Below are 24,954 nucleotides of genomic sequence, written 5' to 3'. Positions count from 1 at the left end.
ATAACATACCGGGCGTATCTTTTTTTATGATTCAATCAAAAAAGGCCAGAATAATCTGGCCTTTTAACGTTTTCGTTACTTTTTCGTTTTGGCTTTGGCTTTTTTATGCGGTTGTGCCGCCAGCATTTCCTTAGTCCGTTTCGTATCCCGTTCCAAAATCGGCTTCAGATATTGGCCCGTATAACTATTCGGAACTTCGGCAATCTGTTCCGGTGTGCCCGTTGCAACGACTTGGCCGCCGCCATCGCCACCTTCTGGTCCAAGATCGATCAGATAATCCGCTTCTTTGACGACGTCGAGATTGTGTTCGATGATTAAAACGGTATTGCCCTCATCGACTAACCGATTCAAAACTTGCATCAGCCGCTTAATATCATCGGTATGCAGCCCCGTAGTCGGTTCATCGAGAATATAGAAGTTTTTCCCGGTTGATTTCTTCTGCAGTTCAGCAGCGAGCTTCATCCGCTGTGCTTCCCCGCCGGACAAGGTCGTTGCCGACTGGCCTAACTTGACGTAACCCAAACCGACATCAACGATTGTCTGCAGTTTGCGACGAATCTTAGGAATATTTGTAAAGAATTCAGTTGCTTCGCTAACCGTCATATCAAGCACTTCGGCAATATTTTTGCCTTTATAAGTGACTTCGAGCGTTTCGGAATTATAGCGAGTCCCATGACACACTTCGCATGGTACATAAACATCCGGCAGAAAATTCATTTCAATCTTGAGGATGCCGTCACCCTTGCAGGTTTCACAGCGACCACCCTTGACGTTGAAACTGAACCGGCCCTTCTTGTAGCCCCGTAACTTAGCTTCGTTGGTTTCGGCAAATAAACCCCGAATGTCATCGAAGACACTCGTATACGTCGCTGGGTTGCTGCGGGGGGTCCGTCCGATTGGGCTCTGGTCGATGTTGATGATTTTTTCAATGTTCTTGTAGCCGCTGATCGACTTATATTTACCTGGCTTGGCCGAATTATGGTTCAATTTCTGGGCCAACGCCTTTTTGAGGATCGAATTGACTAACGTCGACTTGCCGGACCCGGACACACCGGTCACGACAATCAATTCACCCAATGGAAAATCGACCGTAATGTCCTTTAGATTGTGTTCTTGAGCCCCGGTGAGCCGAATCTTCTTGCCAGTTCCCGTCCGCCGTTCTAATGGGACTAGAATAAATTTCTTGCCGGATAAATATTGGCCCGTCAGCGAACGGGGATTGCGCATCACTTGTTTCGGCGTTCCGGCGGCCATCACATGTCCGCCGTTGGCACCGGCGCCCGGTCCGATATCGATGATGTAATCGGCGGCCCGCATCGTATCTTCATCATGTTCGACGACAATCAACGTATTGCCGAGTTTAACCATATCTTTCAAGGTCGCAATCAGACGATCATTATCCCGTTGGTGCAGCCCGATGGATGGTTCATCCAGTACATACAAAACACCAGACAAATTCGAACCGATTTGCGTCGCTAAACGAATCCGCTGCGCTTCTCCGCCGGATAACGTACCGGCTGAACGATTGAGCGTCAGATAATCGAGTCCGACGTTGACCAAGAACGTTAAACGGTCGCGTACTTCTTTGATGATTGGCTTGGCGATTGTCATTTTGCTATCGGAGAGCTCCAAGTTTTGGAAGAACGGCAGGGCCGTTTTGATATTGTAGTCAGAAACTTCGGCAATGTTCTTGCCATTGACTTTGACAGACAAAGCTTGCGGGTTTAAACGGGCACCATGACAAGTTGGGCATTCCAATTCAGTCATGTACTTCCGCATCTTACCACGTGTAAAGTCGCTATTCGTTTCCTTGTAACGGCGTTCGACGTTGTGCATCACACCTTCGAAGGCCGCATCGACATCACGAATTCCGCCGAAATCATTCTTGTAATGAAAATGGAATTCTTTGCCGTTTGAACCGTATAAAACGAGCTTTTGGGCGGCTGGCTTCAAATCTTCGAATGGTGTATCCATATCGATCTTGAACGCTGCACAAGCTTGTTCCAACAAAGCCGGGTAATACTGTGAACTAATCGGATTCCAAGGTTCGATTGCCCCCTGCGCAAGCGTCTTGCTTTTATCCGGAACGACCAAATCCTCATCGACTTCAAGTTTTTCGCCTAACCCATCGCAATCAGGGCAGGCCCCGAACGGTGCGTTAAATGAAAACAGGCGTGGTTCGAGTTCGCCGACTGTGAATCCGCAGAGCGGGCAGGCATAATGTTCAGAAAAAATTAACGGTTCGCCGCCGATGACATCAATCGTCGCATAGCCATCCGCTAAGCGCAGGGCTGCTTCGAGCGAATCGAATAAACGGGAACGAATCCCCTTCTTGACCACTAACCGATCGATGACGATATCAACATCGTGTTTTTTGTTCTTATCGAGCTCAAGTTCTTCCGAAATATCATGAATTTCGCCATCGACACGGACCCGGACGTAACCTTCCCGTTTAATCTTGGCGAAAACCTTCTTCTGGGTGCCCTTCTTACTCCGAACAATCGGCGACATGACCTGAATTTTTGTCCGTTCCGGCAGCTTTTTCACTTGGTCGACCATCTGATCGACGGATTGACTTGTAATCGGCGTTCCATCATTCGGACAGATCGGTGTGCCGACACGTGCCCACAGCAGCCGCAGGTAATCATTGATTTCGGTGGCGGTTCCGACCGTTGAACGTGGATTCTTCGAAGTCGTCTTCTGGTCGATCGAAATCGCCGGACTCAGCCCTTCGATTGAATCGACGTCGGGTTTGTCCATTTGTCCCAAGAATTGACGGGCGTACGCCGATAAACTCTCGACATAACGCCGCTGCCCTTCTGCGTAGAGCGTATCAAATGCGAGTGAACTTTTGCCGGAACCAGAAAGTCCGGTAATGACGACCAGTTTGTTCTTTGGAATCGTCACATCGATATTTTTTAAATTGTGGGCCCGTGCACCACGAATCACAATTTTATCGTTACTAGCCATAGTAACCCCCTTATTTCAAATCTGCCTTTAATTCGAGAATCGTATCCCGCAGGGTGGCCGCCTGTTCGAAATCGAGCTTTTTGGCAGCAGTCTGCATCTGTTCGGTCAAGCGATCAACCATATCCTTCTTTTCCTGTTTCGACATCTGGTCGAAATCGACTTCAGCGACATTATCGTCTTCAACGGCTTTTTCATCGGCCTGCTTGGTAATCGAAATGTTATCTCGAATCGGCTTGATGATTGTCTTCGGTGTCACATGATGTTCTTCATTAAACTTTTCCTGAATCTGACGGCGGCGATGGGTTTCATCAATGGCGCCCTGCATCGATTCAGTCATATGATCGGCATACATGATGACATGTCCATGTTCATTTCGGGATGCCCGCCCGATCGTCTGAATCAACGAACGTTCGGCGCGCAGGAAGCCTTCCTTGTCGGCATCCAGAATCGCAATCAAGGAAACTTCCGGCACATCGATTCCTTCACGGAGCAAGTTAATCCCAATCAGGACATCGAATTTGCCTAACCGGAGGTCCCGAATGATTTGCGTCCGTTCCAATGTCTTGATATCACTATGCAGATAGCGAACTTTAATGCCTAGATCCTTCAAATAATCGGTCAGGTCTTCGGCCATTTTTTTCGTCAGCGTCGTCACAAAGACTCGTTCGTGTTTTTCAATCCGCTGGTTGATTTCACCAACTAAATCATCAATCTGACCCATGATGGGCCGGACTTCAATCGTCGGATCCAGCAGTCCAGTCGGTCGAATGATTTGTTCAGCAATATCTTGTTTCGGAACCCGGTCCATTTCATAGGGACCTGGTGTCGCTGAAACATACAGAATCTGATTAACATGCTGTTCGAATTCATCCAAGGTCAATGGGCGGTTGTCCAGCGCACTGGGCAGACGGAACCCATAGTCGATCAGCTGCTGCTTGCGGGCCCGGTCGCCGTTGTACATGCCCCGAATCTGCGGCATCGTCACATGCGATTCATCGACCATAATTTGGAAATCTTTAGGGAAGAAATCGAGCAGCGTGTACGGCGGTTCACCGGCTTGACGGCCTTCCATCCAGCGCGAATAATTTTCAATTCCAGAGCAATAGCCCATTTCCCGCATCATTTCAATATCGTAATTGGTCCGTTGTTCGAGTCGTTCAGCTTCCAGCAGCTTGTCGTGATCCCGGAAATACTTCAGACGTTCCTTCAGTTCGCCTTCGATGCCTGCGATAGCATGTTCCATCTGTTCATCGTTGGTCATAAAATGAGTAGCTGGGAAAATCGCAACATGATTGCGTTCATCCTGAATTTCACCAGTCAGAGGATCGAATTCGACAATTCGATCGATTTCATCGCCAAAGAATTCAATTCGTAAGGCTTTATCATCTCGTGAAGCTGGGAAAATATCAACGACATCGCCCCGAACACGGAAACGGCCCCGCTGAAAATCGATATCGTTGCGTTCGAACTGGATATCGACTAATTGTTTCAATAAAGAATTGCGATCAATTTCCATGCCATCCCGCAGCGAGATTACATGGTCCCGGTATTCGGTCGGGCTTCCTAATCCGAAAATACTCGAAACGGACGCCACAACAATCACATCGTTGCGTTCCAATAAAGAACTAGTCGCCGAATGCCGCAGCTTATCGATCTCATCGTTGATGCTGGAATCCTTTTCGATATACGTGTCGCTCGACGGCACATAGGCTTCCGGCTGGTAATAATCATAGTAACTAACAAAATATTCCACCGCATTATGCGGGAAAAACTGTTTAAATTCGCCGTACAGCTGGCCGGCTAAAGTTTTATTGTGCGACAAAATCAAAGTTGGTTTATTGGTGTTGGCGATCACATTGGCCATCGTGAACGTCTTCCCAGTCCCAGTGGCACCGAGTAAAATCTGTTCTTTTTTGCCGGCTTCGAATCCATCGGTCAGCTGTTTAATGGCCTGACCCTGGTCCCCAGCAGGCTGGTAAGGCGCGACTAAGTCAAATTTACGATCTGTTTCTCTTTCTATCAATTGAAAGCCTCCCGCCGTGCTAAATTCTAGACAATCCGAAAAGGCCGGAACGAAAAATTTCCCGCCTTCTTTTACAGTGTTACCATTCTACCACACCGAACATATTTTCGCTATAGGGCGTTAAAACTGTTTAAATGGGGCTTTTTGGCTGCCTGTCACTCTCTATTGTAGTCCCTCTGACCAGGGATGCGGGTCTTTAAAATCGGCATACAAAAACACCCCCTGAAACAGGGGGTGTTTTGCAAATTATTAAATTAGCTTTCTTGGATAAAATGTGTCAAGGCAGCTTCGAATTGGTCAAGCTTCTGGTTGGCCTCATCTTCGGTTTCACCGTTTGTGCCGACATAGAACTTCACTTTTGGTTCCGTCCCAGATGGGCGGACACAAATCCAGCTGCCATCAGCCAGCAGATACTTCAGCACATTTGAAACGGGCAAACCAGTCGATTTGGTTTCACCCTTGTCGTTGGTTTCCGTCTGCTTTTCGAAGTCTTCGAGCACGACCACTTTATCGCCGGCGAATTCTTTTGGCGTATCCTGACGGAATTTATCCATCAATTGGGCCATTTGTTCTGGGCCATCGACGCCATCGAATTCCATGGACGTTGTCTTTTCTGCAAAGTAACCATACTTCTTGTACAGTTCCTGAATACCGTCATACAATGTCTTGCCTTGTTCTTTATAATAAGCAGCCACTTCGGCCAGCAGAACAGTCGACTGAATGGCATCCTTGTCACGAACAAACGGCTTAATCAAGTAGCCATAACTCTCTTCGAAGCCGAACAAGAAAGTATGCTTCTTGTTTTCTTCGAAGTTCTTGATTTGTTCAGCAATAAACTTGAACCCAGTTAAAACATTGATGGTTTCAATGTTGTAGCTGGCCGCAATCTTCGTCGCCAATTCGGTCGAAACAATCGACTTGACAATCGCTCCGTTGGCTGGAAGTGTGCCGGCTTGTTTGTGTGCTTCCAAAATGTAGTTCAGAAGCAGGGAGGCAATCTGGTTCCCAGTCAATAAGGCATATTCGCCATCAGGCTGACGGACAGCGGCGCCCAAACGGTCGGCATCCGGGTCCGTTGCAACCAACAGATCGGCATCGATTTTCTTGCCTAATTCAATTGCTAAATCGAATGTCTGGGCAAATTCAGGATTCGGGAACGGTGTCGTCGGAAATTCTGGGTCGGCAATCGCCTGCTGCGGCACCATACGGAAGTTATGGAACCCGGCATTGCTCAATGCACGGCGGCCGATGATCTTCCCAGTCCCATGCAATGGTGAATAAACCAGTGTCATCGTACTGCCGACTTGGTCGACTAATTTTTGATTGATCGTAACGGTCTTCACATCCGCCAGATACTTTTCGTCGACGTCTTCGCCGATAATCGAAATGATGCCTTTATCCCGCATATCGTGGATATCGGCTGCTTTGATGCTGAACAAATCGGTCACACTGCGGACGTACTTGGTAATCAGATCGGATTCCTTCGGCGGCATTTGTCCGCCATCCGGCCCATAAATCTTATAACCGTTGTATTGCTTCGGATTGTGGCTCGCAGTAATCATGATCCCAGCATAGGTATGTAACTGCCGAACAGTAAAGGATAACTCCGGTGTTGGACGGATATCATCGAACACAAAACTAGGAATATGATGTTCACCTAAAACCAAAGCGGCTTGGTGGGCGAATTCACGTGAATGGTACCGTGAATCAAAACTGATTGCAACCCCACGCTGCTTGGTCGTGTCATCCAATGTATCCATGAACCGTGCCAAGCCTTCAGTGGCCTGACGAACGGTGTAAACGTTCATGTCGTGGATCCCTGGGCCCATTACGCCCCGCATTCCGGCTGTCCCGAATTCCATTGGTTCCGAAAATGCTTCCTCTAATGCTTCGTCATCACCATCCATTTGATCTAGTTCACGTCGTAAACTAGGCAAAAGATTTGGTTGTTGTTGCCACTGTTGGTAAGTTTCCTGCCAGCTCATCCATGAAGCCCCCTCATTATTTTCTAATGGATTATACGCCCATTATACCGTGAAACACACAAAAAAAGAAAGGCTTTGGAACAAAACGATTCGTTTCGTCCGCAACCTTTCCTAAATATTAAAAAACAATTTAACTGAGTGCAGCAGCTTGTTCAGCGGCTAAAGTCTGAACGTAGTCAAAGGCCTTTTGTCCAGCCATCGCACCATCACCAACGGCAGAAGCAATCTGCCGGAGCTGATTGGCCCGTACGTCTCCGATTGCATAGATTCCTTTGACAGGGGTTTCCATGCTTTGGTTGGTCTTAATCCAGCCCGCCGCATCGAGAATGCCTAAATTTTTGAAGGCATCCGTCTGCGGCTGAATGCCGACATAGATGAAGACTCCGCTGACAGGGAGAACTTTGACCTCGTCAGTCTGTTTATCACGGTATTTGACGCCTGTGACCTTCTGACCATCACCGACAATCTCAGTTGTATCCGCATTCCAAATAAAGTCCATCTTCGGATCAGCGAACGCACGCTTCTGCAAGATCGGCTGTGCACGTAATTGGTCCCGGCGGTGAATCACGGTCACCTTGCTGGCTAATTGGGTCAGATACATGCCTTCTTCAATCGCAGAATCACCACCGCCAATAACGGCTAAATCTTTGTTTTTGAAGAATGCGCCGTCGCAGACAGCACAATACGACACACCACGACCGCTGTATTCGTCTTCGCCGGCGATGTGCAGCTTGCGGTGTTCCGCACCAGTAGCAATCACAACGGCAGTCGCTTCATAAGTGTCTTCATCGGTCTTGACCACTTTGGTCGTACCTTGATCGATAATATCAAGCACCGTGCCGTAAGCATATTGGGCACCAAACTGAGTGGCACCATCGTACATCTTTTGGCCCAAATCCGGTCCTAAAATCGATTTGTAACCGGGATAGTTTTCGATTGCAGCCGTATTATTCATTTGGCCGCCGTAGATCCCACGATCGATCATCAGAACGGATAAATTAGCCCGTGAAGCATACAAGGCCGCCGTCATACCGCCAGGACCTGCACCGACAATGATGACATCATACTTTTTGTCCATTGCCACTCCTCCTTACTTTTTACAAGTGAAAATCATATCACTTAATATACACCGGAAAGAGTCGCTTGTCTAGTCTTTAGCGTCGGGATGGCCGCCGATTTTCCAACTCACTGATCAAATCCAGCGCTTCGACCGCAAAATCATGCTGGCCGCTCAATAAATATTCTTGTGCATAGTGATAACTATCTTCGTAACGATCCAGAAAAATGTAAACCGTCGCCAGGAAGTACTGCACTTCCGGATGCTTGGCGTAACTTTTGACTGGGATTGCTTCGAGTTCTTGTTTAGCTGTCTGATAATTGCCGATTGCTTCCAAACAAACAGCGAGCTGACAGGTCGTAAAAATATAATCATTTTGTGACTTTGCTAGTGATTGCCCACGCCGTAAGTAGTGGATGGCTTGGGGATATTGGTACTTTTCAAAGGCCGCCATCCCACGATCAAAATAAAACTCGCAATTTGGTAAAAAGGGAATAATTTTAGCCATTTTGAATAAACTCCTATGCTTTCCGATCCTGATTCCTTGACATCACTAACCTGAGTATAACAAAAAAAGGCAGGCGTGACAAAATAGATTTAAGCGCGTCAGAATGGGCTTTATAACGCTTGATTGCCGTTTTAGCGCTCTTTTCCCGCACCCAAAAAGAGGCCCCATCCCTGGCACCTCTCCTTATGTCGTTATTCAAAATTAAATTCTGGTTTGTTCGAACGCTGCATCAATTCGGCAATGGCTGCTTTAATATCTTTCCCTTGATAAAGCACGTCATAAATTGCATTTGTGATCGGCATATCGATATCCATCGAATCGGCTAATTCGTGGGCCGATTGTGCAGTGGCTACCCCTTCGACGACCATGCCCATGTTTTGAAGGACATCGTCGAGTTTGGCGCCCTGGCCTAGCTGATTGCCGGCCCGCCAGTTGCGGGAATTGACACTGGTACATGTGACGACCAGATCGCCGACACCGGATAAACCAATGAAAGTCAACGGATTGGCCCCCATCGCCACACCCAGCCGGCTGATTTCAGCCAAACCGCGAGTCATCAAAGCTGCTTTGGTGTTATCGCCATAGCCTAAACCATGAATTGCACCAACCCCTAACGCAATAACATTTTTGAGGGCGGCCCCCATTTCAACGCCGATTACATCCTGATTCGTATATAAACGGAAATAGTCGTTGCTGAAGATGTTCTGGACCCATTCGGCCTGTTCAACATCGTGTGAAGCCACCGTCAGCGCTGTGATATCTTTCTGAGCGACGTTTTCGGCATGGCTGGGACCAGATAAAACAACAATCCCATTCCGGTTCGCCGCTGGAATTTCTTCTTCCAGGATTTGCGAAATCCGTAAGTGCGTTCCTTGTTCCAAACCTTTGGCGGCATGGACAATGACCGGTCGGGCCTGCTGGATTCGCAATACCTTTTCAACTTGTTTGGCAACTTCACGGATTGCCTTTGTCGGCACAACGAACAGAACGATTTGGGCACCGTTCAAAGCATCTGCCAGTTCACTCGTTGCTTTCAAACGTGGCGAGATCTTCAGCTCCGGTAAATAATGTTTATTCGTGTGCTGTTCATTGATCTCGGCGACTCGTTCGGCATTGTGCTCCCAAATTTTAACGTCCTGACCGTTTTCGGCCAATAAATTGGCGAGCGCCGTACCCCATGAACCGGCCCCTAAAACTGCAACTTGAACTGCCATAAATTAAATTCCTCATTTCTGTAATTGGCTACTGCTGAACGGTCACGCCGCTCCCAGCCAGATAATCTTTCAACAATGGATCGTTATAACGCCGGTACCACCAAATCGCAATGGCGGCAACAAACAAAATGACCGACAATAATTGTGAAACCCGGATGTTAGCGAACAGGTACAAACTATCGGTCCGCATCCCCTCAACGAAGAACCGGCCGAAGGAATACCACATCAGATAACTCAGGAAAATTTCGCCCTGTTTGAACCAGCCTTTGTGGTGGCGGATCGTCATGATTAAGATAAACCCAACCACATTCCAAGCCGATTCATACAGGAACGTCGGCTGCCGGTAACTCCCTTGAATAAACATCTGCTGAATCAGCCAGTGCGGCAAATGCAGACTATTCAAATAAGCATACGTCGTCGGTGCCCCATAGGCTTCCTGATTCATAAAATTGCCCCAGCGGCCGATTGCCTGGGCGATCATCACAGTCGGTGCCGCAATATCGAATACCAGCCAGGCCGATAAATGATGACGGCGGCAATAGACGATAAAGACGAGCACAGCGGCAATCAGTCCGCCATAAATGGCGATTCCGCCGTGCCAGATTTTGATGATTTCACCGGGATTTCGGCTGTAATACGGCCATTCGAATGCTACATAATAGGCACGTGCGCCGATTAGCGTAAATGGCAGCGCCCAAAGAACCATGTTCAGCAGGTCATCTTCGGAAATGCCCCGCCGTTTAGCTTCCTGCACCGCCAAATAAACGGCCAAGATAACGCCGCTGGCAATAATTACGCCGTACCAATGAATTTCAAACGGTCCCAATTGAACGGCGATCGGATTTAAAGCTGCTAACACTGGCTGACCAACCCCCTATTCATCATCGGAATTATGCTGAATCAGCTGATCCAGATTATTTTCGAAGGTCTTGGTGGCATCGTAGCCCATCGACTTAGCCCGGAAGTTCATTGCAGCCACTTCAATAATGATGGCCATATTCCGGCCGACTTTGACTGGAATCGTTACTTTCGGTACATTCACGTCAAAAATCTGCTGCGTATCTTCGGCGGTCCCCAACCGGTCGTAGGACTGGTGAGCATCCCAATTTTGAAGATGGACAATCAGCGAAATGCTGGTTCGGTCCCGGACTGCGCCGACCCCGAAGAGCCGCATAACATCGATAATCCCGATGCCACGAATTTCAAGCAGGTGTTTCAGGGTTGCCGGTGCTTCACCGATAATCGTCTGTTCATTCTGCTGATAAACGTCGACACGGTCGTCGGCAATCAGACGGTGCCCTCTTTTGACGAGTTCCAGCGCCGTTTCACTCTTGCCGACCCCTGAGTCGCCGGTAATCAAAACACCCAGTCCATAAACATCGACGAGCACACCATGCATCGACCGGCGTTCGGCCAATTGACTATCCAAATACTGGGTTAATAAACTCGACAATCGTGTCGTTGGTAATTTCGAGCCTAAAACGGGAATCTTGGCTTCGTCGGCCGCCGTCAGCATCTCTGGGAACGGCTGCAGATTCCGTGAAACTACGAAGGCCGGCGTATCAGCGGCACACATCCGCCGCATAATCAATAACCGTTCTTCTGAACTCATATTTTTTGCAAATGAAATTTCGGTCCGCCCGAAAACTTGAATCCGTTCGTGCGGATAATAATTAAAGTAGCCCGTCAATTCAAGGTCCGGACGGGAAATATCGCTCACGGTCACCCGACGTTTGTCTAAGTATTCCGCACCCGCATAGACATCTAGATGGGTTGCTTGCACAACATCTTTGACTGAAACGCTATCTGCCATTTTATTGCGCTCCTTTTTTAAATGCTCAATTTTCTCTTAGATATGTGTCAATTTTACCATTATACGGCCTTATAGTCACTGGCCGATTAAACCGCTGCCACAAAAAAAAGTGCTCCGACGCATTGCCGGAACACTTTTGTTTTTAAATAGGTCTGAAAATTTTTAGCTAAACACGCTGGAAATGATTCGAAATAATCGTATTGGCAATCGATAACAGAATCGCTACCAAGACAGCAGCACCGAAACTGCTGAAGTAGAAACCGGCACCAACGACGGCGGCCGTCAACTCCAGCATGATGCCGTTAATGATGATTGTAAACAGTCCTAACGTCAGCAAAGTGATTGGAAACGACAGAATACTCAAAATCGGTTTAATTAGGGCATTCAGAACGGCCAAAACCACACTGGCAATCAGGGCAATCCAAATGCTGCGAATGTACAGAAGGTGGGGCAATAAGCCTGAAATTGCTAAGAACAACAGCATATCCGCCACGATCCGCTGCCAGAGCCGCATTAGAAGTCGCTCCATGAACTGTGATCGTCATCTACTTTGACATTGTGCAGTTCCTTGCGGGGACGACGCTGGCCCGATTGATTGTTGTGCCGCTCAGAGCGGTAAGCGCGGCGGTCACGCCGCCGTTGATTGTGGCCTGAATGATTCATCAAGGCGATCACCAAAAAGACGATTACGGCAGGCACGAATAAGAACCGTAAAGCACCCACGAACAGCATCAAGCCGCCAATAACGGCGACTGCGACCAATGCGATTGGTCCTAATGTGAACAGTGCAAAAATAAACAAAATGCCTAACAACAGAAAACCCACTAAAAGTCCCCCCAATCGGAATGATTGTCATGCTCTTCAAACGTCGTCGAATTATTCGAAGGTGCATCCGGCATCACAATTGCCAAGATGATATAAATCAATATGCCTGGAAAAACGGTTGTAAAGAAGGAAATCAAGACGAAAATGACCCGGACGATGGTTGGATCAATATTGAAGTAGTCAGCGATTCCCCCTAAAACACCGGATAAAACTTTGTTATTCGATTTGGTTAATCGTTTTGGTTGTTGATTCATGATATTCTCCCCCTGTTTGTGACACTTTAATCAGTTGTCTGATGATCTTTTAACTGAATATTACCAGAAGTGGTCGCTAATGTTAATTTAGCTGGTTTTTGATTCGTTATTTCCCGTTCGAACTGATATTCCTGCCGGCCGGTACTGTGCCGTTCATTGAGGACCTTAATCTTGGTCATCCGATCTTTGATCGACCCCCAGCGAGTCGTCGCATCGCCCTTCAGCGCCGTGTCATCCGGCACCGCCACTTTGACGTTGCCGTTCACGGAACTGGCCTTTAACTGGTCAAGCGTATTTTCGGTCAAAGTGGTCTTGACGTCCCCATTAACCGTTGATAATTCAGCGTTCTGAACGTTGCTGCGCAAGATGACGGAACCATTAACGGTCGTCAATAACGCATCGAGCAAGCTGCCGCCGACCACCTTGACATCGCCGTTGACGCCTTCCGTTTCCAGCATCGTCGCATTCAAGTCGTCGAATGACAAGACGCCGTTGGTATTTTTGACGTAGAGATCTTTACCGGTAAAACCGGCAAAACTGATATTTCCGTTCAACAATTGAACGTTCGTATGATCGTAACTCCGTTCTGGGAGGTAGATCGTCAGATCGGCCTGCACCCGCTTATTCGGCACATGGAACAAGAACTGATCGCCGGTCACTTCGATGCGGCTGCGGGCTTCAAAGGCTTCCAACGGTGTTGCTTCCGGCATTTTGCCGAATAATTTGATGCGGGCCGCCACTTTGATGTTCGGCTGGTCCCACGTCTTGAAAGTCAGGTCCCCATTGGCAACTTTGACGTCGATAATGGTGGCTTGAGCGTCTTCGTAGACGAACTCATGGTCGAATTTTTCGGTCGCAATACCCGGCACATGAACCGTGACATCTTTCCAATCAACGTTGTCCATCACGGATTGAACCGTGTTTTGAACAAACTGGCCGAATTGTCCCAGATGTTCGCTGACATTTGTCACAGCGTCATTGGCACCCGTCTTCCAGTCGTCAGGAATCTTGTCCTTGACCTGCTGGCGGCGTTCATGCCGTTTCTGGGAATTAACGGTAGCTAAATCTTCTTCAAATTTTGCTTCTTCATCGGCTAATTCGTCCAGCTCATTTTCCAAACGCGCCGATTCTTTACGTGCCTCAACCCGCAACTTGGCCTTTTCGTCGGTCAAGGTGTCGAGGTCTTCCATCGTATCGTAAACCGTCAGCTGTTCGTCAACGCCCTTCTTTTCCCGCTGCAAGTTCTGCATCTTTTCATGGATGCTGTCTAACTTAACGGCTAACGTCTGGCGCTGTTCCTCAAGCACATCGGCCGTAGATTGTTCGTCGTCCGTGTCATCACTCTCAGATTCAGTATCGTCTTCCGGTGCGGATGTGGCCGCCTGCTGAGTTTGCTGATGATTCTGCTGTTCGGCATTGCTGCGATCATTCGCCATATTTTCAAGTAATACTAAAGCTTCTTCTGATGATAAAACGCCTTTTTTAACTAAGTCTAGGATTCGTTCACGTTCATTCATGGTGTGTAACCTCCGTTTAATGATTCATTAGGAATGTGATTCTTTCGATGCTTCTATTATGCAAAAGTTTTAACGAAAAAGCATAGGTCCAAAGGTTGATTTTTATTCAGCAAAAAGACAGAGCGTGAAAAGGGACGGTTGATTCCGGCGGATTAACAGGCCTTTGACGTCGTGACTCGAACCTAGGTCACAAGGAAAAGGACGTTAAACGCAAGGAATCAGGCCCTCTGAACGCGTTTAAGACAGAGCGTGACAAGAAGCGGGTGATGAATGCTTTGGACGAAAATCCCGTTTGGTGGGATTTAGGACAAAGCAGCTTAAATGCAGCCATCAGCTTCTTGGAACGCGTTTAAGACAGAGCGTGAAACAGGCCTTTGACGGCGTAATCCGCTCCCAAATCACATTGAACCACATCCAAAAAACGCCTGTCCAGCAAAATGCCATTTTCACTGGAAAGACGTTTGTGTATTTATATTTAGGAGTATTTACAAAACCAATTGTTTAAATCAATGCCAGAACGGTAAAGTTGATGACGAATAGGGCTGAAACAATCCAAATCAGCGGATGGACTTCCTTGGCCCGTCCTAAAACAGTCTGAATAATGCAATAGAAGATAAATCCTGCGGCAATCCCATAGGTGATATTGTAGCAGAACGCCATCATCAATGAAGTCATAAAGGCTGGAATTGCTGCCTCGAGTTTCTCCCAAGGAATCTTGTTAAAGGAACTCATCATCATAATCCCGACGATAATCAAAGCTGGCGCAGTTGCAACCGCTGGAATCACGGCCAGTAATGGTGCGGCAAAAGCACTCAGCATGAATAAGATAGCTACCACGACACTAGTCAGCCCTGTCCGGCCGCCGACGCTGATTCCAGTCGCACTTTCAACGTAAGTCGTAATGTTGGAAGTCCCAAATAACGAACCGACCCCAGTGGCGATTGAATCGGCAAACAAGGCTTTGTCGAGTTTGGATTTGAAACCAGGTTCTTGTTCCAAACGCATTTCTTCTTCACCGGCAAAAATTCCGGTCTGACGGCCAGTGCCGATGAAAGTTCCCAGCGAATCGAAAATATCGGATAAACTAAAGGATAAGATCGTGACACAGACTAATAAGATTCGATGCGGACTGGTGAAGAGACTGCCCATTCCCTTTTGTGAAAAAGCAGCCAAGAAGGTGGTTCCTAAGGAATGAATTGATGCGCCTAAGGAATAACTGCTGGAAAAATGCAAACTCGTAACGCCCATTGGAATCCCAATAATAGTGGTTAAGATAATCCCAATCAGGATGCCGGCGGGAACGTGTTTGACTTGCAAGATGACGGTAATGACTAACCCAATCAGAGCTAAACAAATACTGGCCGTATCGAAATTCTGCAAAGCCGGTGTGACTCCGCCGCCACCGACAACCGAAGTAATGGCACCATGATAAAGATGCTGTGCGGCTGAATAAGCTTTGCCGTTAATCGTCATAATATTATCCGGACTCATTGTAAACTTGAGCAAATTGGCATTCTTCAAACCGGCATAAGCCACGAAGGCACCAATCCCGCCGCTAATCGCGAGCTGCAAGAGTTCCGGAATGGCGGTGATTAGCATCTTCCGAATTTTAGTTACGGTAATAATGATATTGATCACACCGCAGAAGAAGACGAGTGCTAACGCCTGCTGCCACCGAAATCCCAGCCCCATGACCACCGTGTATGTAAAGAAGGCATTGAGCCCCATTCCTGGTGCCAAGGCATAGGGAACGTTGGCAAATAAGCCCATCACCAAGGTCCCAGTGGCTGAAGCGATAATGGTCGCTAAGAAAATGGCTTGGGTCGGCATCCCCGTTTGTCCTAAAATTTCTGGATTCACAAAGAGGATGTAAGACATCGCAAAGAATGTGGTCACGCCGGCACTGATTTCCGTCCCGACAGTCGTGCCCGCTTTTTTTAAACCGAAAAATGAATCCAAATTCAAAACCCCTATCGTATTCTGATTTATGACACGTGAGGTTTAGCTAAACCAAAGCCGAATGGAATGATCAATTCCTCGGATAATTATTCGCCTTTTATTGGCTACATACATAATATATCACACTCATAATTCGTTTCAAGAGTTAATTACGAACTATTTATATTTTGATATTATTTTTGTTCGTAAAAAAGATTAAAAAAGGATTTAAAATCGTTTGGCAACGATCTTAAATCCCTTGTTTAGAAATTATCTTCTTTGGCATTCGAATTGAGTTCGACGAGCTTGCCCTTCTTCAGGTAAACGACCCATTCGCAGATATTGGTGACATAATCGCCGATTCGTTCCAGATAGCTGGCAACCAGCATATAATCCATACTGCCGACCACCGTATCAGGATCATCCTGCATATTCTTGATGCACTGTTCGTAAATCTTCCGTGAATAATGGTTGACGTGATGGTCTTCATCGGCAATTTTAACGGCACGATCAGCTTGTTCCTTCACATAAGCATCAAGTGACTCTTCGACCATTTTCTTGACGACCCCGGCCATTTCACCGAGATCTTTTTCAATGGCTGGCACACGGGTATTGCCTTTGACCCGAATGGTTGATTTAGCAATGCTGACCGCATGATCGCCCATTCTTTCCAAATCAGAACTGGCTTTCATGACGGTCACGATCAGCCGGAGATCCGTTGTGACGGGCTGCTGCAAAGCCACCATTTCAAAACTGCGATTTTCCAAATCCATCTCACGTTCGTTGATCTTATGATCGTCTTTGATGACTTGTCGTGCCAAATCCTTATCGTGATTGATAAAAGATTTGACCGACTTATAAACGGCCTCATTCACCATCATGCCCATTTCCGAAAAGCGGACATGGAGGTCCTTGAGTTCGTCTTCAAACATTCGCCGCATGGTTGTATTTCCTCCTAACCAAATCGTCCCGTAATATAGTCTTCCGTCTGTTTTTTGCTTGGATCCATGAAAATCTTCTTAGTAGCATCAGCTTCAATGAGTTCGCCCTGCAAGAAAAATGCGGTTCGATCCGAAATCCGTGACGCCTGGTGCATGCTATGGGTGACCAGAATAATCGTATAATCATCCCGGAGTTCCAGCAGCATATTTTCAATTTTGGCCGTTGAAATCGGATCAAGCGCTGACGTCGGTTCATCCATCAGGATTACTTTCGGTTTGGCCGCCAAAACACGGGCAATGCAGACCCGCTGCTGCTGGCCGCCCGAAAGCGACAAGGCACTTTCATGAAGTTTATCTTTGACATCGTCCCACACAGCGGCCTGTTTCAAACTGGTTTCGACTGCCTGATCGAGCACCTGGCGATCCTTGACGCCGGCTAAACGGAGCCCATAGATAACATTATCATAAATTGAGAATGGAAAAGGCAACGGCTGCTGAAACACCATTCCGACATCCTTCCGCAACTCAACGACATCCGTATCCGGTGCATAAATATTCTGCGTGCCTAGTTTAACGGTCCCAGTGATTGTCACATTCGGAATCAGGTCATTCATCCGATTTAGCGTCCGCAGATAAGTCGACTTGCCACAGCCAGAGGGGCCGATTAAAGCGGTAATTTCATTTTTGTTGAAATCAAGGCTAATTCCCTTCAAGGCCTCTGTTTTGCCATAAAAAAGGTGGACATCGCTGGTCGTGATAATTTTTTCTTTTTCAGTTGCCATTGTGTGTCCTCCTAACCGAAATGCCCAGAAACGTAATCATTCGTCGCCTTGATTCGCGGCGAGGTAAAAATCGTCTTCGTATCATCGAATTCAAGTGCCTTGCCGCTGTAGAAAAAGGCGGTGTAGTCGCTGATGCGGGCGGCCTGCTGCATATTATGTGTCACGATGATAATCGTATATTGGTCCTTCAGCTGCATCAACGTATCTTCAACTTTTGACGTCGAAATCGGGTCCAATGCCGAAGCCGGTTCATCCATTAAGAGAATATCCGGCTGCAAAGCAATCGCACGAGCGATACAGAGCCGCTGCTGCTGGCCGCCAGATAAAGCTAAAGCGCTCGTATGCAGTTTATCCTTGACCTGGTCCCATAAAGCAGCTTGTTTCAACGTCTGCTCGACCATTTCATCAAGCTTCTCTTTATTCTTTTCGCCAAACTGGCGGGGTGCAAACGTAATATTGTCATAAATTGATTTGGCAAATGGATTCGGCTGCTGGAAGACCATGCCGATATGCTTGCGCATCTCATAGACATCCACTTTGGCACTATTGATATTGAGGTCCCGATACATAATTTTGCCATCGACACGGGCCCCTGGAATTAAATCATTCATACGGTTCAACGACCGCAGATAGGTCGATTTGCCAGAGCCGGATGCCCCGATTAAAGCGGTGATCTTGTAGCGTTCAAACGGTAATGAGACATCATGAATTGCTTCTTTATCCCCATAATAAACCTTGAGATCTTCCGTTGAAAGGGCGAGCTCATGCTCTTTGGAATCCAAAGGTTTGATGTAGATGTCATCTAACGAATAATTATCCATGCTGACTCCCTCTCTATTCTGCCGTTAATTTCTTGTAGATTCGATTGCCGATCACACGTGCCGCCAAGTTGAATAACAAAACAGCGAGCACAAGGACGGCTGAGGAACCCGCCGAAACAGCGGTCGCATCCGGCATAATTCCTTCAGAGTTGATCTTCCAAATATGAACGGCTAAGGTTTCAGCAGGCCGCATCGGATTCAGCGGACTGGCAATGTAAAACGGATTCCAGTTGGTAAAATCGAGTGCAGGTGCACTCTGCCCAGCGGTGTAGATTAAAGCAGCAGCTTCCCCAAAGACACGGCCAGCGCCTAAAATCATCCCAGTGATAATCCCTGGCAAGGCTTCCGGCAAAATAATGTGCAAGACGGTGGTCCACCGTGACAAACCAAGTCCCATGCCGGCTTCAACCTGCGAGAAACTGACAGCTTCCAATGAATCTTCGACGTTCCGAGTCAGCAGCGGCAAATTGAACAACGTCAATGCCAATGCCCCCGATAAAATCGAGAATCCAAATCCAAATTGCAAAACGAAAACCAAGAAACCAAATAAACCAACGACAACGGACGGCAAAGAACTCAAAATTTCAATTGCATTCCGAAGCAGGTCGGTGACCCAATTTTTCGGCGCATATTCGGCTAAATAAATGCCGGCGCCAATCGAAATCGGAACCGAAATCAGCATTGACAAAAACAGCAAGTAAAACGAGTTGAATAACTGAATCCCAATCCCGCCGCCTTTAGTAAAGGCTTTGGCCGGACTTGTCAGAAAATGCCACGTCACATGCGGCAGACCTTGAATCAGAATGTAGGCCAGCAAGGTGAACAGGATGACGATAATGAACAGGGCAACGGCATATAACACCGCAGTAGCCACTTTATCCCATTTTTTTGAATTCATTTAACGGCACCCCGCTTTCCAATCCACCGAACAACTAAGTTAAAGAACAGCGACATCAACAGTAACAGTAATGCTAAGGACCATAATGCATTATTCTGCAGCGACCCCATGACGGTATTTCCGATTCCTGAGGTCAGCACACTAGTTAAGGTAGACGCCGGTGAAATCAGGTTTTTCGGCAGCAAAGCCGCATTCCCGATGACCATCTGGACAGCCAACGCTTCCCCAAAGGCTCTGGCCATCCCGAACACAATCCCAGTCAGAATGCCGGGCGTTGCGGCCCGTAACACAACTCGATAAATCGTTTGCCACCGAGTCGCTCCCAAAGCTAAGGAGGCCTCCCGATAATGACGAGGCACCGCCTTCAGCGCATCCACACTCATCGACGTGACCGTCGGCAGAATCATGACAAACAGGACAAAGGTCCCGGACAAAATCCCAAAACCCGAACCACCGAACGTCCGCCGAATGAATGGAACTACAACGGACAAACCGATAAATCCATAGACAACGGACGGAATTCCGACTAGCAATTCCGTCACCGGCTGCATAATGCGGTAGCCACGTTTAGGCGAAATTTCGGTCATGAAAATCGCCGTTCCAATTGCAAATGGTGTCGCCACGATTGCTGATAAGAAAGTAACCCCGAACGAACCGACAATCATCGGCAAAGCGCCGACTTCTGGGTGGCCATGGCTATCTTTGACGCCCGGGTTCCAATCCGTTTTGGTCAGGAAATCCCAGAGGTTGATCTTATTCGTAAAGAATGTGGCGAGCCCTTTGGAAGCCACGAAGTAGAAGATTGCCACAACGGCAATGATGATCAGGGCGATGCAAAACTCGCTGATCAATTTCCCCTTCTTTTCCTTTTTGGCTGCTTTGGACGTTTTTAATAAGCTTTCTTTAATTGGATCCAATTTTCAGCCCTCCTCATTTTGCTGCCGTAATCCGGCCGTTAGCATCCCGACTGACCTGCATATGTGAAATCGGGATGTAACCCATCTTCGGCAGAATCGATTCCTGAATGGACGGCGACAAGACATACTGCATAAATTTCTTCGTCAACCCCGTCGGCTGACCTTTCGTATACATGTGTTCATACGACCAGATTGGCCATGTATTATTTTCGACGTTTTTATCGAGCGGTTGCACATTGTCGATCGAAAGCGACTGCACCGTTTTATCAACGTAGGTAAAGGCCACATAACTAATCGCCCCAGGTGTACTCGAAACGATCTGCCGGACCATCCCAGTCGAATCTTGTTCCTGCGCTGCCGCCGGCTGTTTGCCTCGCATTACCCAGCGTTCGAACGTCGAACGAGTGCCGCTCCCCTGCGAACGGTTGACCAGCACAATCGGAATGTCTTTTCCGCCGACTTCCTTCCAGTTCTTAATTTTGCCGGCAAAAACATCCCGTAATTGATTCAAAGTTAAATTTTTAATGCCATCTTTTTTATTGACAATCGGTGTGATTCCGACAGCGGCCACCTTGTGATCGACCAGCTTTTTAGCATCGATTCCTGGTTTTTCCTCCGCAAATAAATCGGAATTTCCAATTGCAACGGCGCCTTCCTGAATCTGGCTCAAGCCAGTCCCAGAACCGCCGCCCTGAACGTTCACAAACACGCCATAATGATCAGAAGTGTACTGTTCGGCTGCTGCTTCCACAAACGGCTGCAAAGCCGTCGAACCGACTGCCGTGATCGACGCTTGTTGCGCATTTTTTTCTGAACTGCAGCCTGTCAGTATGACACTGATACATACTGACAGGGCAGCCATCCACCACGTACGCTTTTTCAAATGACTTACCTCCATCTTGAACCCCTCGTTTGCTACAATTCTATTTTAAAAAAAGATTGTAAAGACTGTTCACGCCGCATGTAAAAGTTTTGTAAAAAACTGCATTTAGCCTTAATCTAACGGTAATTCCACACTGAAGGTGCTCCCAACCCCAAGTTGACTCTGCAGACGAATCTGGCCACCTAAAAACTTGATGTTTTCCTGAACAATCGCCAGACCGAGACCCGTTCCGCCACTGTTGCGGGCCCGTGCCTTGTCGACGCGATAGAACCGTTCGAAAACACGAGGCTGTTCGTCAGCAGCGATTCCGATTCCAGTATCCTGAACTCGGAAATAGAATTGTTGCGCTTTTATCTCTGCCTCTATCGTAACCTTTCCATGGTCGCGATTATAAAAAACAGCATTATAAATTAAATTTTTAATGATCTGTTCCAACTTAGCTGCTTCGATCTGGACAGTCAGCTGTTCCGGCACCTTGACGGAAACGGTCAGCTCCCGCTGCTGAATCAGCTGCTGCAGAAGACCAAGTTCATTATTGACCATCGCTTGAACATGAACCGTCTGTGTCTGCCCATGCTGGTTGCGATCGGTCCGGGACAGGGCCAGAATATCCTGAATCAATTGGTTCAAGTGCTGACTTTCGTCATAGATGATCTTCAGAAACTGTTCCCGAGTTTCTGGATCATCCTGAGCCCCCGACAACAATGTTTCGGCAAAGCCGCTGATGGCGGTGATCGGTGTTTTCAATTCATGGCTGACATTACCGACAAAATCGAGCTGCATCTGTTCAATGCGGCGCATATCGGTCAAATCATACAAAAGGACGAGAATCTGCTGCTGCGCCTTGACAGAATCGAGTTCGATCACGTTGGCATCGACCGCTTTTTCCTCATTCTGCAGCAGTTGAATCTCGTGGTGGTGATTTTTGTGTTCGCGCAAAGTATGTTCGATCATGCGACTGAGTGTGTATGTTTTGACATCATCAACGTAGGGATGTTTGTCAGCAGCAATATCGACATCCAGCAACGTTTCCATCGCATGATTATGCAAAATCACCTGCCCATCGGCATCGATCAGCATTACCCCAATCGGTAAATGGGCAATCAAGTTGTCAAAGCTGTCCTGCCGCAAACGGAGTTTATCCGTTTGGTGCCGGACAAAATGATCGAGCCGGTGGACCTCATTGACAAGCGGCGTCAAATCGGGAAAACGCTGCACTAGAAGCGGTGTCGGCCGCTGATGGTGGCGGATATGCGCCAAACTTTCCGTAATCGTGACAATTTTTTCACGCTGGGCGGCCTTCTGCTGCTGATACCAGGCCAGCAGGACGAGAATACTCAAGAAATAAACGGCTGTCAGTCCCCAAAATAAGGACGGATTTTCCTGCCAGCTGAATTGCAGCGGCATCACTAGTGCCACAGAACGAGCGCCTTGCAACGAGATTTGCCACAATTCACGGTGCGAACGCGTCTGCAGTTTTTGGTTATGTGTATCTTGGCGCATAAACGTTCGTAATTGTTTGCCGTGCTGCGTTTGATCCTGCGGCAGGACGATCGCGACCCGATTTCGATCGGCCCATTTGTCTACGGCTGCCGTTCCAACGTGCTCCGACTGCAGCATCTGATAGTCGTTGAGGTCGATCCGCAGCTGCTTCTGCTGCTCCTGCTGTAAATTGTCATTCACAAAAAAGAGCATCATTCCATATAAGAAAATGATGCCCCCTAAAAATAATGCGAGTCCTCGTTTATTGCGCAACATTCAGCGGCGCCTCCATTCGATAGCCGAACCCACGAATCGTCTGAATATAATGGGGATGCTTCGGATCGGGTTCGATCTTATCCCGCAGGTGGCTGACTTGAATGTCGACCATCCGTGTTTCAGCCGGATAATCAAAGCCCCAGACACCGTTCAGCAAGGTCTCCCGACTCAGCACTTGCCCGACTCGTTCGGCAAAAAAGACCAACAATTCGAATTCCTTCGGTGTCAAATGCAGTTTCTGGTCGCCCCGAGTCACTTTGATGGCTTGTTCATCAATCACGAGGTCGCCAATCTTCACAGTTGGTGCCTTTTCTGCAGCCGGTTTATGAACCCGCCGTTCGATTGCCTTAATACGCGCAACGATCTCACGTGGACTGAACGGTTTCGTAACATAATCATCGGCCCCCATTTCGAGCCCAATGATTTTATCCGTTTCACTGTCCTTAGCCGTTAAAATCATGATCGGCGTATTGATGTCGGCATGGCGCAGTTTCTTGGTCACTTCGATACCGTCCATCTGCGGCAGCATCAAATCCAAAATAATAAAGTCAAACGGTTCCGTCGTCGCCATTTCATAGGCGGTTTGACCGTCATAGGCTACTTCAACCTGATAATATTCACGTTCAAGATTATACTGCAGCAATTTCACGATTGCTGGTTCATCATCAACAACTAAAATCCGTTTCATGCTACCTCCATTTATCGCTCCGGAAATAAAATGACACCCAATTCATGCGGAGAATCCGTAAATACTGCGGACTCCGCCAACTTATATTCCCCATTCATCGTTTGAACCCGTAATTTACAAAATGTCGCACTCTTTTCGATGGCTTGATAAAATGAATCTTCATCATGGACCGGTTCCTGATTGCAGGACACGATCACATCGCCGCTTTCCAAGCCCATCTTTTCGGCCGGTGTACCTGGTACCACCGCAACGACCCGAACGCCAGCATTCGTCTGCGTAAAGAAGACAGCGCCGGTCTGGTTATTGCGAATCATCCGGAAAGTCGGCCAGAAGGCAATGATGACCCCTAGCCCCAGCAGCCACAATGCGGCAGATGCCCAGAAAAAGGCGGCAATGGCAGCCACTATCAGCAGCAGTCCCGCTGCCAAATAGGCCCGACCGGCTTTTTGCAAGCCGGTTTTCGGCAGCTGCTGCTTCATCAAATAGGAAAAACCGGCAAAAAGCGGCACGAGCCACAAATCATATTGCTGGCCACCGAGCGTCAGCGCCGGCCACCAACTGAATGCGGCATGGATTGGTCCGCCAGGAATCAGAAACAAGGTCGGCATCAGAAAGAACTGACTGGCCCGATAATTGGCCACCTGCCGGCCCCGCCGACTCGTTTCAATCTGGGGTGTAATTACCACATGACTCCGTAAAAAGCCCCAAGCAGCCATGAAAGCCATACATCCGCCCATCAGCAAAACAGTACTGACGAGACGGACATTCAAAACTGGAACCGACAATAAGTGCAGTGCCGAGACAATGAATAGGCCGGCGCTCAGCAGCATTTCACCAGCGACAAAATTGACGCCCTGCAAAACAAACAAAAATACGACCGGAATCAGGACTTGATAACCAACCAGCCAGCTGACGGGCAAAGTGGCCCCAGCCAGCATCATCATGACTGACGTCAAAAGACCGCCGACCAGTCCTGACAGCCAAAACGTTTTTATTTCGACGATTCGATTCTGAATTGCAATCCGAAACGTCCGCCGTTCGGTATGAACACGCCGGATCGCCCAAAAATAAACCGCTGCGATGCCCAGCCATAATGCCGGCTGAAGCACCATCATTGCAAGATAAATGCCACCATTTGCCATTCTTTACACCCACTCATTTC

22 protein-coding genes are annotated in these 24,954 nt (G+C 47.9%); all 22 read right to left on the bottom strand.

Translation table 11 applies throughout. The annotated features are described in order from the left end of the window. Window positions 1-75: 75 nt before the first annotated feature. Window positions 76-2,970 carry an excinuclease ABC subunit UvrA gene (gene uvrA, locus IV40_RS05880; protein ID WP_057769451.1) on the bottom strand — a complete coding sequence of 965 codons (2,895 nt, stop codon included), beginning with the start codon at window positions 2,968-2,970 and terminating at the stop codon, window positions 76-78. Window positions 2,971-2,980: 10 nt separating this feature from the next. Then, window positions 2,981-4,993 (bottom strand): excinuclease ABC subunit UvrB, encoded by a 2,013-nt coding sequence (uvrB, locus tag IV40_RS05875; protein WP_057769450.1) that lies wholly within the window; start codon window positions 4,991-4,993, stop codon window positions 2,981-2,983. A gap of 254 nt (window positions 4,994-5,247) precedes the next feature. Then, window positions 5,248-6,978 (bottom strand): phospho-sugar mutase, encoded by a 1,731-nt coding sequence (locus tag IV40_RS05870; RefSeq protein ID WP_057769449.1) that lies wholly within the window; start codon window positions 6,976-6,978, stop codon window positions 5,248-5,250. Window positions 6,979-7,108: 130 nt separating this feature from the next. Next, complete coding sequence (gene trxB, locus IV40_RS05865; RefSeq protein ID WP_057769448.1) at window positions 7,109-8,056, bottom strand: thioredoxin-disulfide reductase; 948 nt, start codon at window positions 8,054-8,056, stop codon at window positions 7,109-7,111. A gap of 76 nt (window positions 8,057-8,132) precedes the next feature. Next, entirely contained in the window at window positions 8,133-8,543 is a 411-nt protein-coding gene (locus IV40_RS05860) for a tetratricopeptide repeat protein (RefSeq protein WP_057769447.1), read from the bottom strand. A 191-nt stretch (window positions 8,544-8,734) separates the two neighbouring features. Next, window positions 8,735-9,757, bottom strand: coding sequence for an NAD(P)H-dependent glycerol-3-phosphate dehydrogenase (locus tag IV40_RS05855; RefSeq protein WP_057769446.1), 1,023 nt, complete (start codon window positions 9,755-9,757; stop codon window positions 8,735-8,737). Between the two features lie 28 nt (window positions 9,758-9,785). Then, the gene (gene lgt, locus IV40_RS05850) at window positions 9,786-10,616 is read right to left on the bottom strand and encodes a prolipoprotein diacylglyceryl transferase (RefSeq protein ID WP_057769445.1); all 831 of its coding nucleotides are present in this window, start codon (window positions 10,614-10,616) and stop codon (window positions 9,786-9,788) included. Window positions 10,617-10,631: 15 nt separating this feature from the next. Beyond that, entirely contained in the window at window positions 10,632-11,570 is a 939-nt protein-coding gene (gene hprK / locus IV40_RS05845) for an HPr(Ser) kinase/phosphatase (protein WP_057769444.1), read from the bottom strand. A gap of 166 nt (window positions 11,571-11,736) precedes the next feature. Further along, window positions 11,737-12,084: a phage holin family protein gene (locus IV40_RS05840; protein ID WP_057769443.1), complete on the bottom strand. Its 348-nt coding sequence runs from the start codon at window positions 12,082-12,084 to the stop codon at window positions 11,737-11,739. Next, entirely contained in the window at window positions 12,084-12,395 is a 312-nt protein-coding gene (locus IV40_RS05835; protein WP_057769442.1) for a hypothetical protein, read from the bottom strand. Before IV40_RS05835 ends, IV40_RS05840 begins: the two co-directional genes overlap by 1 nt. Then, on the bottom strand, window positions 12,395-12,649 hold the full coding sequence (locus IV40_RS05830) for a PspC domain-containing protein (RefSeq protein ID WP_057769441.1): 255 nt from the start codon (window positions 12,647-12,649) through the stop codon (window positions 12,395-12,397). The genes IV40_RS05835 and IV40_RS05830 overlap by 1 nt, the downstream gene beginning before the upstream one ends. A 26-nt stretch (window positions 12,650-12,675) precedes the next feature. Next, on the bottom strand, window positions 12,676-14,166 hold the full coding sequence (gene liaX, locus IV40_RS05825; protein ID WP_057769440.1) for a daptomycin-sensing surface protein LiaX: 1,491 nt from the start codon (window positions 14,164-14,166) through the stop codon (window positions 12,676-12,678). A gap of 501 nt (window positions 14,167-14,667) precedes the next feature. Next, window positions 14,668-16,125: an NCS2 family permease gene (locus IV40_RS05820; RefSeq protein ID WP_057769439.1), complete on the bottom strand. Its 1,458-nt coding sequence runs from the start codon at window positions 16,123-16,125 to the stop codon at window positions 14,668-14,670. Window positions 16,126-16,367: 242 nt separating this feature from the next. Further along, on the bottom strand, window positions 16,368-17,045 hold the full coding sequence (phoU, locus tag IV40_RS05815) for a phosphate signaling complex protein PhoU (protein ID WP_057769438.1): 678 nt from the start codon (window positions 17,043-17,045) through the stop codon (window positions 16,368-16,370). A 14-nt stretch (window positions 17,046-17,059) separates the two neighbouring features. Further along, the gene (gene pstB / locus IV40_RS05810) at window positions 17,060-17,827 is read right to left on the bottom strand and encodes a phosphate ABC transporter ATP-binding protein PstB (protein WP_057769437.1); all 768 of its coding nucleotides are present in this window, start codon (window positions 17,825-17,827) and stop codon (window positions 17,060-17,062) included. An 11-nt stretch (window positions 17,828-17,838) separates the two neighbouring features. Then, window positions 17,839-18,648, bottom strand: coding sequence for a phosphate ABC transporter ATP-binding protein PstB (gene pstB, locus IV40_RS05805; protein ID WP_057769436.1), 810 nt, complete (start codon window positions 18,646-18,648; stop codon window positions 17,839-17,841). Window positions 18,649-18,661: 13 nt separating this feature from the next. After that, window positions 18,662-19,546 carry a phosphate ABC transporter permease PstA gene (gene pstA, locus IV40_RS05800; protein ID WP_057769435.1) on the bottom strand — a complete coding sequence of 295 codons (885 nt, stop codon included), beginning with the start codon at window positions 19,544-19,546 and terminating at the stop codon, window positions 18,662-18,664. After that, entirely contained in the window at window positions 19,543-20,463 is a 921-nt protein-coding gene (pstC, locus tag IV40_RS05795; protein ID WP_057769434.1) for a phosphate ABC transporter permease subunit PstC, read from the bottom strand. The genes pstA and pstC overlap by 4 nt, the downstream gene beginning before the upstream one ends. A 13-nt stretch (window positions 20,464-20,476) precedes the next feature. Then, complete coding sequence (locus tag IV40_RS05790; protein WP_156404246.1) at window positions 20,477-21,325, bottom strand: phosphate ABC transporter substrate-binding protein PstS family protein; 849 nt, start codon at window positions 21,323-21,325, stop codon at window positions 20,477-20,479. A 132-nt stretch (window positions 21,326-21,457) separates the two neighbouring features. Further along, window positions 21,458-23,104 (bottom strand): two-component system histidine kinase PnpS, encoded by a 1,647-nt coding sequence (gene pnpS / locus IV40_RS05785; RefSeq protein ID WP_057769432.1) that lies wholly within the window; start codon window positions 23,102-23,104, stop codon window positions 21,458-21,460. Next, window positions 23,091-23,792, bottom strand: a complete 702-nt coding sequence (locus IV40_RS05780; RefSeq protein WP_057769431.1) for a response regulator transcription factor — start codon at window positions 23,790-23,792, stop codon at window positions 23,091-23,093. The genes pnpS and IV40_RS05780 overlap by 14 nt, the downstream gene beginning before the upstream one ends. A gap of 11 nt (window positions 23,793-23,803) precedes the next feature. Continuing rightward, window positions 23,804-24,934, bottom strand: coding sequence for a PDZ domain-containing protein (locus IV40_RS05775; protein WP_057769430.1), 1,131 nt, complete (start codon window positions 24,932-24,934; stop codon window positions 23,804-23,806). Between the last annotated feature and the right edge of the window lie 20 nt (window positions 24,935-24,954).

Origin of the sequence: Lactobacillus selangorensis (genome assembly GCF_001437205.1) — a bacterium.
In the GTDB taxonomy this organism is placed as follows: Bacteria; Bacillota; Bacilli; order Lactobacillales; family Lactobacillaceae; genus Paralactobacillus; species Paralactobacillus selangorensis.
This window is presented reverse-complemented; position numbering and strand designations above follow the sequence as displayed.

Coding starts and splice junctions, on each gene's coding strand:
- uvrA (WP_057769451.1), bottom strand. CDS start 2,970: ATGGCTAGTAACGATAAAATTGTGATTCGTGGTGCACGGGCCCACAAT.
- IV40_RS05870 (WP_057769449.1), bottom strand. CDS start 6,978: ATGAGCTGGCAGGAAACTTACCAACAGTGGCAACAACAACCAAATCTT.
- trxB (WP_057769448.1), bottom strand. CDS start 8,056: ATGGACAAAAAGTATGATGTCATCATTGTCGGTGCAGGTCCTGGCGGT.
- IV40_RS05860 (WP_057769447.1), bottom strand. CDS start 8,543: ATGGCTAAAATTATTCCCTTTTTACCAAATTGCGAGTTTTATTTTGAT.
- IV40_RS05855 (WP_057769446.1), bottom strand. CDS start 9,757: ATGGCAGTTCAAGTTGCAGTTTTAGGGGCCGGTTCATGGGGTACGGCG.
- hprK (WP_057769444.1), bottom strand. CDS start 11,570: ATGGCAGATAGCGTTTCAGTCAAAGATGTTGTGCAAGCAACCCATCTA.
- IV40_RS05840 (WP_057769443.1), bottom strand. CDS start 12,084: ATGCGGCTCTGGCAGCGGATCGTGGCGGATATGCTGTTGTTCTTAGCA.
- IV40_RS05830 (WP_057769441.1), bottom strand. CDS start 12,649: ATGAATCAACAACCAAAACGATTAACCAAATCGAATAACAAAGTTTTA.
- liaX (WP_057769440.1), bottom strand. CDS start 14,166: ATGAATGAACGTGAACGAATCCTAGACTTAGTTAAAAAAGGCGTTTTA.
- phoU (WP_057769438.1), bottom strand. CDS start 17,045: ATGCGGCGAATGTTTGAAGACGAACTCAAGGACCTCCATGTCCGCTTT.
- pstB (WP_057769437.1), bottom strand. CDS start 17,827: ATGGCAACTGAAAAAGAAAAAATTATCACGACCAGCGATGTCCACCTT.
- pstB (WP_057769436.1), bottom strand. CDS start 18,648: ATGGATAATTATTCGTTAGATGACATCTACATCAAACCTTTGGATTCC.
- pstA (WP_057769435.1), bottom strand. CDS start 19,546: ATGAATTCAAAAAAATGGGATAAAGTGGCTACTGCGGTGTTATATGCC.
- IV40_RS05790 (WP_156404246.1), bottom strand. CDS start 21,325: ATGGCTGCCCTGTCAGTATGTATCAGTGTCATACTGACAGGCTGCAGT.
- pnpS (WP_057769432.1), bottom strand. CDS start 23,104: ATGTTGCGCAATAAACGAGGACTCGCATTATTTTTAGGGGGCATCATT.
- IV40_RS05780 (WP_057769431.1), bottom strand. CDS start 23,792: ATGAAACGGATTTTAGTTGTTGATGATGAACCAGCAATCGTGAAATTG.
- IV40_RS05775 (WP_057769430.1), bottom strand. CDS start 24,934: ATGGCAAATGGTGGCATTTATCTTGCAATGATGGTGCTTCAGCCGGCA.